Annotated in this window: 8 protein-coding genes; 1 reads left to right on the plus strand and 7 read right to left on the minus strand. The window is 64.3% G+C overall.

Translation table 11 applies throughout. The annotated features are described in order from the left end of the window. Together VFL62_RS07015 and ftsW are read right to left on the minus strand one after the other, a co-directional pair. A partial coding sequence (locus tag VFL62_RS07015; RefSeq protein WP_325171643.1) for a glycosyltransferase occupies nt 1-393 on the minus strand: 393 nt, incomplete at its 3' end. A 115-nt stretch (nt 394-508) separates the two neighbouring features. Next, a complete protein-coding gene (gene ftsW / locus VFL62_RS07020; RefSeq protein ID WP_325171644.1) occupies nt 509-1,657 on the minus strand; it encodes a putative lipid II flippase FtsW in 1,149 nt (382 codons plus the stop codon). Nucleotides 1,658-1,852: 195 nt separating this feature from the next. Between ftsW and VFL62_RS07025 the strand changes: the two genes are divergently transcribed. Continuing rightward, a complete protein-coding gene (locus tag VFL62_RS07025; RefSeq protein ID WP_325171645.1) occupies nt 1,853-3,196 on the plus strand; it encodes a GDSL-type esterase/lipase family protein in 1,344 nt (447 codons plus the stop codon). A gap of 17 nt (nt 3,197-3,213) precedes the next feature. On the opposite strand, the gene murD is transcribed toward VFL62_RS07025, so the two are convergent. The 5 genes from murD to VFL62_RS07050 all read right to left on the minus strand — a co-directional run. After that, nucleotides 3,214-4,623, minus strand: a complete 1,410-nt coding sequence (gene murD / locus VFL62_RS07030) for a UDP-N-acetylmuramoyl-L-alanine--D-glutamate ligase (protein WP_325171646.1) — start codon at nt 4,621-4,623, stop codon at nt 3,214-3,216. Nucleotides 4,624-4,627: 4 nt separating this feature from the next. Next, complete coding sequence (gene mraY, locus VFL62_RS07035) at nt 4,628-5,731, minus strand: phospho-N-acetylmuramoyl-pentapeptide-transferase (protein WP_325171647.1); 1,104 nt, start codon at nt 5,729-5,731, stop codon at nt 4,628-4,630. A gap of 24 nt (nt 5,732-5,755) precedes the next feature. Then, nucleotides 5,756-7,195, minus strand: coding sequence for a UDP-N-acetylmuramoylalanyl-D-glutamyl-2,6-diaminopimelate--D-alanyl-D-alanine ligase (locus VFL62_RS07040; protein ID WP_325171648.1), 1,440 nt, complete (start codon nt 7,193-7,195; stop codon nt 5,756-5,758). Nucleotides 7,196-7,208: 13 nt separating this feature from the next. Continuing rightward, nucleotides 7,209-8,672 carry a UDP-N-acetylmuramoyl-L-alanyl-D-glutamate--2,6-diaminopimelate ligase gene (locus VFL62_RS07045; protein ID WP_325171649.1) on the minus strand — a complete coding sequence of 488 codons (1,464 nt, stop codon included), beginning with the start codon at nt 8,670-8,672 and terminating at the stop codon, nt 7,209-7,211. Between the two features lie 149 nt (nt 8,673-8,821). After that, on the minus strand, nt 8,822-10,482 hold a 1,661-nt coding region (locus VFL62_RS07050), incomplete at its 5' end, for a penicillin-binding protein 2 (RefSeq protein ID WP_325171650.1).

The following is a 10,482-nucleotide window of genomic DNA, read 5'->3' on the forward strand; positions in this document are numbered from 1 at the left end:
GGCGCGTCCAAGCACGGCGTTGGCGTCATGAATCACCGTAGGCACGCGCATGAGGCGCGCGGCGATCAGCGGCGGCAAGGTCGGATAACCGCCGAAGCCTATGACCGCCGCCGGCTCCAACCGGCGCACCAGATTGAGCGCGACCACCATGCCGGCGGCGAGGATGATGCCGGTGCGCACCAGCGACAGCGGATCGCGGCCGCGCACGGTTTCGCTCGGCACCACATCCATGGTGTCGCGCGAGAACAGGCCGGAGTAGCGCAGCGCGCGCGCATCGGTCGCAAGCCGCACGCGAAGGCCGCGCTTCATCAGTTCGACGCCGAGCGCTTCGGCCGGAAACAGATGGCCGCCGGTGCCGCCGGCGGCCAGCAGGATGAGGGGATTATCAGCCATGACGCCCACTCTCTATACGCAAAACGACGTCATTGCGAGGAGCGTCAGCGACAAAGCAGTCCAGTCTCAAGCTGGATTGCTTCGCTAGCGGTCGCAATGATGGCAGGAATGGCTTCTACGTGTAACCGTGCGCGACACTCGCGTTCATCGATTCCAGCTCGGTGCGCGGCCGTTGCCGGGTCAGCGCCAACATCATGCCGACGCCGTAAGCCAGCGATACCATCGAGGAACCGCCGTAGGAGATGAACGGTAGTGTCATGCCTTTGGCAGGAATCAGCTGGAGATTGACCGACATATTGATCGCGGCCTGCACGCCAAACAGGATCGCGAGGCCCGATGCCGCAAAACGGGCGAACATGTCCTCGCTGGCATAGGCCCGCGACAACGCGCGGATCACGATGAAGGCAAACAACGCCAGCAGCGCCAGGCACAGAATAATTCCAAACTCCTCGGCGGCGACCGCGAACACGAAATCAGTATGACTGTCCGGCAGGCTGCGCTTGGCGATGCCCTCGCCGGGCCCGAGCCCGAACCAGCCGCCATTGCCAAAGGCTTCCATCGCGGTATCGACCTGAAAGGTGTCGCCGGAGGCCGGGTTCATGAAACGCTTGATGCGGCCGGCCACGTGCGGCACGAACAGATAGGCGGCGAACAGGCCGGTCGCGGCGGCACCTGCGAGTCCCGCGACCCAGATCATGCGCATGCCGGCGATGAAAAAAAGCGAGCCCCACACCATCAGGATCAGCATGGTCTGGCCGAAATCGGGCTCCATCACCAGGAGCGAGACCAAGGTCAGCAACAGCGCCATCGCCATCGAGGTCGCCGGCATTTCCGGTTTCTTGGTCGATTCCGAAAACAGCCAGGCCGCGAGCACGACGAAGGCCGGCTTGGCGGATTCGGACGCCTGGATGTTGACGCCGATCAGCGTGATCCAGCGCCGCGAGCCCTTCACTTCCGGCCCGACCAGAAGCGTGAGCACGATCAGCGCGATGCTGAGGGCAAAAACGATCAGCGCGGTGCGCCGGATCTGCCGCGGCGACAGAAACGAGACGCCGAGCAAGACCGTAAAGGACGGCAGCAGAAACATCACGTGGTGATTGAAGAAGTGGAAGGGATCGAGCCCGATCCGGGTCGCGACCTGCGGGCTTGCCGCGAGCGACAGGATCACCCCGCCCAGAATCAGCGCGATGATCGCCGCCAATTGCAGGCGATCGACCGTCCACCACCAGTCGCTTAAGGGGTTGCGCTGTTCACGGGAGAGCATGGGTGTTCCCAAATCACCGACAAGGGATAGAGAGACGCCCATTGGTCGCCCAGGATGGTTTCCAAGGCGTTAATAGATTGCAAATGTTTTGAACATGTGGCCGGGCAGACCTTCCTTCCGAGCCCGCATTGGCTTCGAGCGGCAGAAGGTCTTACGGTGAATTCAAGGACAACAAATGCTGCGGGGGGAAGCGTCATGCGCTCATTGTTCCATTTCATTGCGGCGTCATTGTTCGTGGCATTGCCGCAAAGTCTTTCCGCCAGCGAGAGCGGGGGGTGGGTGGTGTCGTGGACCGGCTCGGTCCAGGGGCCCTATCCCGTCGGTAATCCATCCGCCCAACCCGATCAGAAATTCGCCTTCCCTGATTCTGCGACCGGCGCCCGCAATCAAACGTTTCGCCTGATCGTTCGGCCCGACCTGTGGGGCCGCCGGGCCCGCATTCGGCTCAGCAATGCATTCGGCAAGAAGACAGTGACATTCGACGGCGTCTATGCAGGCCTTCAGCTCGGCAGCGCGGCTCTGGTTCGCGGCTCCAATCAACCGGTCACGTTCGGCGGAAAATCCTCGGTCAGCATCGCGCCGGGCGGTTCGGCGTGGAGCGACCCGATCACATTGTCCTTTGTGAAGCAGGCGGACGACCTCGCCGGCCGTGCGCTTGCGGTCAGCTTCCATATTGTCGGCGACAGCGGTCCGATGACATGGCACGCCAAAGCGCTCACCACCTCCTATGTCAGCGCACCGGACGCCGGCGCGAAGGGCAACCTGGAGGACGAAGCGGCGTTCCCGTTCACCACCGCGTCGTGGTTCTTCCTCGACGCTGTGGAGATGTCGGCACCTGCGGATGCTTTCGCCATCATGGCGTTCGGCGATTCCATTACCGATGGCACAGCCTCCACCATGAACGGCGACGATCGCTGGCCCAACGTGCTGTCGCGGCGATTGAAGGCGCTTTACGGCAACAGGGTTGCGGTGGTGAACGGCGGCATCGGCGGCAACCAGATCGCCGGCCCGGCCGAATACAGTTCCGACAAGCCATTCCCGGGCGGGCCGTCATCCGGTCAGCGGCTCGAGCGCGACGTGCTCAGTTTATCCGGCATTTCCAGCGTGATCTGGCTGGAAGGCATCAACGACTTCAGCAAAAACGGCAACGCATCGGCCGATGAGGTCATTGCCGCGATGAAGGACGGCGTCGCGCGGCTGCGCAAGAAATGGCCTCAGATCCGCGTCATTGGCGCCACCGTCACGACGGCGCTCGGCAGTTCGAGCCCGGCCCATGGCTTTCCGGAACAGGATGCCAAGCGAAAGGCGCTCAACGACTTCGTTCGAACGTCAGGTACCTTCGACGCAGTGATCGATTTCGACAAGGCGACGCTCGACCCGCAATCGGGAGGACTCAAGGCCGAATTCATCCCGGAAAGCACCACGGGCGGCACGGGCGACAAGCTCCATCCCAACCGCACCGGCTATCTGGCGATGGGCCAGACGATCGACCTTGAGCTGTTCAAGCCGCCGGCGAAGCGCACCACGTCACGCAATTGAGGTCGCGCGAATCGAATTCACGCGATTGAAGTAACCGGCTTCACGCCGGGCAGTGCCTGCACGAGATCGCGGAATTTCGTCCCGCGAATTTCAAAGTTGCGGTACTGATCGAACGAGGCGCAGGCCGGCGACAACAATACGACGGCTTCCTGCAACCCCGAAGCCTGGGCATCGCGTGCGGCGTGTTCGACCGCGACATCGAGCGTTTGCGAAATTTCGTGCGGTACTGATGCGCCGAGCGTACCGGCAAATTCGCCTGCGGCCTCCCCGATCAGATAGGCCTTTCGGATGCGCGGGAAATAGTCGGTGAGGCCTGCGATGCCGCCGGCCTTGGGCTTGCCGCCGGCGATCCAGAAGATATCGGCGAACGACGACAGCGCATGCGCGGCCGCGTCCGCATTTGTGCCCTTGGAATCGTTCACGAACAGCACATGATCGCGCCGGCCGACCTGCTCCATGCGGTGCGCGAGGCCGGGAAAACTGCGCAGGCCCTTCTGCAAGTCATCGGCGGCAACGCCGAGCGCGAGCGCGGCCGCCGAAGCGCAAGCCGCGTTCTGGGCATTATGCAGGCCACGCAGCGAGCCGATGCCGCCGATCCTGGCGACTTCGCTGCGCGCGCCGCCGGAGGCACGCCAGATCGTCTCGTGATCGACATAGATGCCGTCCGGCACCGGGTTCTTCACGGAAATACGCACCACGCGTTTCCCGGCCTGTTCGATCCGATCAGCGGCGGCCCGGCACCAGATATCGTCGACGCCGATAATGGCTGTTCCCTGCGACTGCACGCCGGCCACAAGCCGTTCCTTCACGGCGGCGTAATGTTCGACCGTGCCGTGGCGGTCGATATGGTCCTCGCTGACATTGATCAGGATGCCGACGGTCGGATCGAGCGAAGGCGTCAGGTCGATCTGATACGACGACATCTCGATCACGTGCACGCGGCCCTTGCGCGGCCCCTCCAGCGACAGGATCGCGGTGCCGATATTGCCGCCCATCTGGGTGTCGTAACCGGCGACCTTCATCAGATGCGCGATCAGCGCCGTGGTCGTCGACTTGCCATTGGTGCCGGTGATCGCGACAAACGGCGCATCGGGTGCGTAGCGCTGCCGCTCGCGGCAGAACAATTCGATATCGCCGATCACCTCGACACCGGCCTGGCGTGCCATCATGACACTCCAATGCGGCGCGGGATGGGTCAGCGGCGCGCCGGGAGTGAGGATCAGCGCGGCAAAGCGCGACCAATCCACCGTCCGCAGGTCCGCGGTGATGAAGCCGGCTTTGGCGGCTTCCGCAAGCCGCTCGGCGCCGTCATCGCCCGCGACCACTTCGGCGCCGCCGGCCTTGAGCGCATGACAGCTCGCAAGGCCCGAGCCGCCAAGGCCGAATACGGCGACCGTCTTGCCGGCAAAGGAGGTGACGGGAACCACGGGATCACCGCAGCTTCAGGGTCGAGAGGCCGGCGAGCGCCAGCATCACCGAGATGATCCAGAACCGGATCACAATTTGCGGCTCGGTCCAGCCGAGCTGTTCGAAATGGTGGTGGATCGGCGCCATCTTGAAGATGCGCTTTCCCGTGAGCTTGAAGGACGCCACTTGCACGATCACCGAGACCGCCTCCAGCACGAACAGCCCGCCGATCACCGCGAGCACGATCTCGTGCTTCACCGCGACCGCGATCGATCCGAGCATGCCTCCGAGCGCGAGCGAGCCGGTGTCGCCCATGAAGATCGAGGCCGGCGGCGCGTTGAACCAGAGAAAGCCGAGGCCTGCACCGAGAACCGCGCCGCAGATCACGGCGAGTTCGCCGGTGCCCGGGACGTAGTTGATCTGAAGGTAGTCCGAAAATACCGCGTTGCCGGTGAGGTACGAGATCATGCCGAAGCTCGCGGCCGCGATCATCACCGGCACGATCGCAAGCCCGTCGAGGCCATCGGTCAGGTTCACCGCATTGCCGGCGCCGACAATGATGAAGGCGCCGAACACCGCGAAGAACCAGCCAAAATTCAGCGCCACGTCCTTGAAGAACGGAATCACCAGCGAGGTCGAGAATGGCTCGCGCCCGAGCCGCACCAGCGCGTAGCACGCCGCGAGCGCAATCACCGCCTCCAGCAGCAAGCGAATGCGGCCGGCAAAGCCGCTATGGCTCTGCTTGGTGACCTTCAGGTAGTCGTCATAGAAACCGACAAAGCCGAAGCCGAGCGTCACCGCGAGCACGATCCAGACATAGGGATTGACCGGATTGGCCCACAGCACGGTGGAGACCACGAGTCCCGACAGAATCATCAGCCCGCCCATGGTGGGCGTGCCCTTCTTGGTAAGGTGCGACTGCGGGCCATCGGTGCGGATCGGCTGGCCCTTGCCCTGGCGCAGCCGCAGGTGGTCGATGATCCAGGGTCCGAACAGGAAGACGAACAGCGCGCCCGTCACCATCGCGCCGCCGGTGCGAAAGGTGATGTAGCGAAACACGTTCAAAAGGCTGTGCAGAAAGGCAAGCGCCGGAACCGTGTTGGAGAGTTCGATCAACCAATAAAACATCTAATGGTCCGATTCTGACTGCGCCTATACCGCGGCTTCGTCGAGCGCGGCCTTTCGGGGAAAGCGCTTTTCGAGCGCCGTGACAATGGTTTTGGTCTTCGATCCGTTCGAACCCTTGACCATCAGGACGTCGCCGGCCCGGACGGCGGCGACAACCTGCGGCTCGAGATTCGCGGCGCTATCGGCATAGCCGCCCCGCCTGCCCGGGGAAAGACTATCCCAGAGGTGGCGCATCAGCGGACCACAACAAAACACCAGGTCGATATGGCCGGCCTTGATGGCGTCATTCAGGCCGGCATGCAATTCCGCGCCCGCCGGGCCCAGTTCGAGCATGTCGCCCAATACCGCGATGCGCCGGCCTTGCGGGCCGGGCTTGGCCTGGCCCAGCACACTGAGCGCCGCCGCCATCGAGGCCGGATTGGCGTTGTAGCTCTCGTCGACCAGCGTGAGTTCGCCGCCCCCGATCAGCAGCGTTTGACGCACGCCGCGGCCGGCCGCCGGTAGCAGTTGCGACAGCGAGAGCGAGGCCAGCGCCAGATCGGCGCCCGCCAATGACGCCGCCGCAAGCACCGCCAGAGAATTCATCGCCATGTGCCGGCCCGGTATGCCGAGCTTGTATGTCACCTCATGGCCGAGAATCTCGGCATGCACCGCCGAACACGTCGCCTGCAGCGACACTTCGATCAGGCGCGCCTCGGACTTGTTGTCGGCGCCGAACGAGACGATGCGCGCGATGCCGCACGCTTGGGCGCGGCGGCTCAGCCTTTCGAACTGCGCATTGTCGCGGTTGAGCACCGCAGCACCGCCGGGCTCGACGCCGTCGAAAATCTCGGCCTTGGCATCGGCAATCGCCTCGATGCCGGAAAAGAATTCCAGATGGACCGGCTCGACGGTGGTGATGATGGCGACGTGCGGCCGCACCATCTTGACCAGCGGGGAGATTTCGCCGGCGTGGTTCATCCCGATCTCGAACACGGCAAAGCGCGCGCTCGCCGGACAGCGCGCCAGCGACATTGGCACGCCCCAGTGGTTGTTGAAGGATGCGGCGGAGGCGTGCGTCTGTCCCTGTGCGGAAAGAATGTGAAGCAGCGCTTCCTTGGTCGAGGTCTTGCCGACCGAGCCGGTGACCGCGATCACCTGCCCTGCGAGCCGCGCCCGCGACGCGCGTCCGAGGTCGACGAGCCCTGCCAGCACATCGTCGACCACCAACAGCGGCGCATCGGGCGCAAATTTGTCGGCTTGCGCCTTTTCCACCACGGCAAGAGCGGCGCCGGCCTTCAGCGCGGCCTCGACGAAAGCGTGCCCGTCATGCACCGCGCCACGAATCGCGAAATACGCTTCGCCCGGTTGAAGCGTGCGGCTGTCGATCGAGATGCCTGATATCGCCTCGGGCAGCATGCCTTTGGCTGCGGCCCGCATCGCCGCGCGCATTGCCTCCGATGTCCATAATGGCGTCGCGCTCATGCCACCCTCTGCATTAGTGCCTGCTTTCCGCCGCCAGTGCGGACGCAACCGCCTCGTGATCGCTGAATGGCAGCACGCGATCGCCGATGATCTGTCCGGTCTCATGGCCCTTGCCGGCTATTAAGAGCACATCGCCCTTGGCGAGGCCGGCGATGGCTTGTCGGATCGCCTCGGTGCGGTCGCCGATCTCTCTTGCGCCTGGTGCGCTGGCCAGGATCGCCGCGCGGATCGCGGCCGGGTTCTCGCTGCGCGGATTGTCGTCGGTGACGATGACCTCGTCGGCGTTGTCAGCGGCGATCGCTCCCATCAGCGGACGCTTGCCGGTATCGCGGTCGCCGCCGGCGCCGAATACGACGACGAGCTTTCGCTGCGTATAGGGCCGCAGCGCCTGCAACGCCTTGGTGAGCGCATCCGGCTTGTGGGCGTAATCGACGAAGATCGGTGCGCCGTTGAATTCGCCGACCCGCTCCAGCCGGCCCTTGGCGCCCTCGAGCGCTTCGAGCGCCGCAAACACGTCCTCCGGCGGGCTGCCGGTCGCGATCGCAAGGCCAGCCGCGACGACCGCGTTCTCGATCTGGAATTCGCCGACCAGCGGCAAACGAACCTGACAGCGGCGGCCGCGATGCTCAAGCTCGATCCGTTGCGCGAAGCCGTCGATCGCGCTGGCCGCAACGCGAATGCCCTCGCCTTCGCCGTCGCCGTCATGGCCGACCGTCATGGTCACGAGCTTTCGTTGCCGCGCTGCCGCGATCACGTCGGGCGAGCACTCATGATCGGCCGAAATCACCGCGGCCCCGCCGTCGACCACGAGATCGCAGAACAGGCGAAGTTTGGCGTTGAGGTAATGCGCGATGTCGGGATGGTAGTCCATGTGGTCGCGCGAGAGATTGGTGAACGCGCCGGCGTTCACGCGCACACCATCGAGCCTGAACTGATCGAGCCCGTGCGATGAGGCTTCGAACGCCAGATGCGTGACGCCGTCCCGCGTGATTTCGTCGATCTCGCGATGCAAGGCGATCGGATCGGGCGTCGTGAGCGAGCCATAGACCGTGCGCTTCTCGGAGACCAGCCCGATGGTGCCGATGCTGGCGGCCGAAAAGCCGAGGCGCTGCCAGATCTGGCGTGTGAACGCGGCGACCGAGGTCTTGCCGCTGGTACCGGTGACGGCCGCGATCGTGGCGGGTTGCTGGGGAAACATTCTCGCAGCCGCCAGCGCCAACGCGCGCCGCGGATTTGCGACCGTCACGAACGGCACGCGGCATCCACCGATCGGAGGACGATCGCCGGCGATCGCAATGGCGCCGGCCGCAACCGCAGCCTCGATGAAACGCGCGCCGTCGGTCTTGGCGCCGGCAAGCGCAAAGAACAGATCGCCCGGTTTGACCGCCCGGCTGTCGACCGCAAGCCCCGAAACCTCGACCGCCTGTGCCGGCGGATCGAAATTGGTGTCAGCACCAAAGAGGTCGGAGAGCTTCATGGTGTTCCAGTCCAGCCGGCGCCTATCCCGCTGCGTCGCCCTCTTCCCTCATCCCGAGGAGCTGCGCAAGCGGCGTCTCGAAGGATGAAGCCAATGTCGGGGCCTTTGCGGCTCCGTTCTCGAATCCATTGCTGAACGAGTATCACGCCTTACTGGGTTGTCTTCGATGCCGCAAGAATAAGGCGGTCGGACGGCGGCAGGTCGAACCGCGGCTCGATGCCCAGCAGCGGGGCGATCCGCGAAATCACGTTGCCCGCGGTCGGTACGGCGTTCCAGCCCGAGGTGATGAACCCGTAGGTTTCCTTCAGCGGCTGCGGCTCATCCAGCATGATCAGGAGCTGGTAGCGCGGCTTGTCGACCGGGAGAATGGCGGTAAAAGCGGTGAGCACGCGCTTCTTGGCATAACGGCCATTGATGACCTTTTCGGCCGTGCCGGTCTTGCCGCCGATATAATAGCCCTTGACGTCGGCCTTGCGCGCGGTTCCGATCTCGGCGTTGAGCCGCATCAGGAACCGCATCTTCTCCGACGTTTCGGGGCGGATCACCCGCTTGGCGACTTCCATCGCCTCTTCCTCGCTGCGCTTGAGGAAGGTCGGCGGAATCAGATAGCCGCCATTGACGAGCGCGCTGACGCCCATTACCGCCTGCAACGGCGCCACCGCCATGCCGTGGCCGAATGAAATGGTGATGGTGTTCAAGTCGCCCCAGTGGCGCGGCACCAGCGGAGCGGCGCTCTCCGGCAATTCGGTGCGCAGCCGGTCGAGCTGCCCCATCTTGCGCAGGAACGCCTTGTGCGCTTCGACGCCCTGCGCCAGCGCAATCCGCGCAGCGCCAACGTTGGAGGAGAAGGTAAAGACCTCGCGCATGTTGAGGAAGCGGCCCTTTGGCTCGTCGTCATGGATCGCGAACTTGCCGTAGTGCAGCGGGCCGCGCGCATCCCAAAGCGAGTCCAGTCCATATTTGCCGCTGTCGAGCGCCATTGCGAGCGTAAAGGCCTTGAAGGTCGAGCCCATCTCGTAGACGCCGGTGGTCAGGCGATTGATCCGATCGGGATCGTGCGCCTCCTTCGGATTATTGGGATCGAAATCCGGCACTGAGACCATCGCCACCACTTCGCCGGTCCTGACGTTGGTGACGAGGCCGGAAGCCGCCTTGGCGTGAAACTTTTCTTTCGCCTTCAGGAGTTCGTCGCGCAGCGCGTGCTCGACCCGCAGGTCGACCGACAGTTCGACCGGACGCTGCAAGCGGTCGGTGGCAAATCCGGCGCGGTGCAGATCGGCCAGACCGTTATTGTCCAGCCACTTCTCCATCCCGGCGATGCCCTGGTTGTCAATGTTGACGAGGCCGATCAGGTGCGCGACCTCGTTGCCGGTCGGATAGACGCGCTTGTTCTCGCGCAGAAAGCCGATGCCGGGAATTCCGAGCCGGTGAATTTCCTGCTGCTGCTGCGGGCTAATTTCGCGCTTGAGCCAGACGAAGCCTTTGCGGCCCGACAGGCGCTCGCGCGTTTCGATGGTGTCGAGATCGGGCAAGGTCGCGGTCAGAAGTTCGATCGCCTCGTCCTTGTCGATGATGCGGCGCGGTTCGCCGAACAGGCTGGGTGCCTTGACGTCGGTTGCGAGAATTTCGCCGTTGCGGTCGACGATGTCCGGCCGCGCGGTCGCAATCGCATCCTGCGTGGCGCTGCGCCGTGCACTGTGGCTGTCAGTACCGGTCGCAAACATCACAAGCCGGCCTCCGATCACGGCATAGACCGCGACAAAGGCCAGCATCACGAAGCCGACGCGGGCGCGCGCTTTGGCGGCGCGGT

This window comes from Bradyrhizobium sp., assembly GCF_035701725.1.
GTDB lineage: Bacteria > Pseudomonadota > Alphaproteobacteria > Rhizobiales > Xanthobacteraceae > Bradyrhizobium.

Coding starts and splice junctions, on each gene's coding strand:
- ftsW (WP_325171644.1), bottom strand. CDS start 1,657: ATGCTCTCCCGTGAACAGCGCAACCCCTTAAGCGACTGGTGGTGGACG.
- VFL62_RS07025 (WP_325171645.1), top strand. CDS start 1,853: ATGCGCTCATTGTTCCATTTCATTGCGGCGTCATTGTTCGTGGCATTG.
- mraY (WP_325171647.1), bottom strand. CDS start 5,731: ATGTTTTATTGGTTGATCGAACTCTCCAACACGGTTCCGGCGCTTGCC.
- VFL62_RS07040 (WP_325171648.1), bottom strand. CDS start 7,195: ATGAGCGCGACGCCATTATGGACATCGGAGGCAATGCGCGCGGCGATG.
- VFL62_RS07045 (WP_325171649.1), bottom strand. CDS start 8,672: ATGAAGCTCTCCGACCTCTTTGGTGCTGACACCAATTTCGATCCGCCG.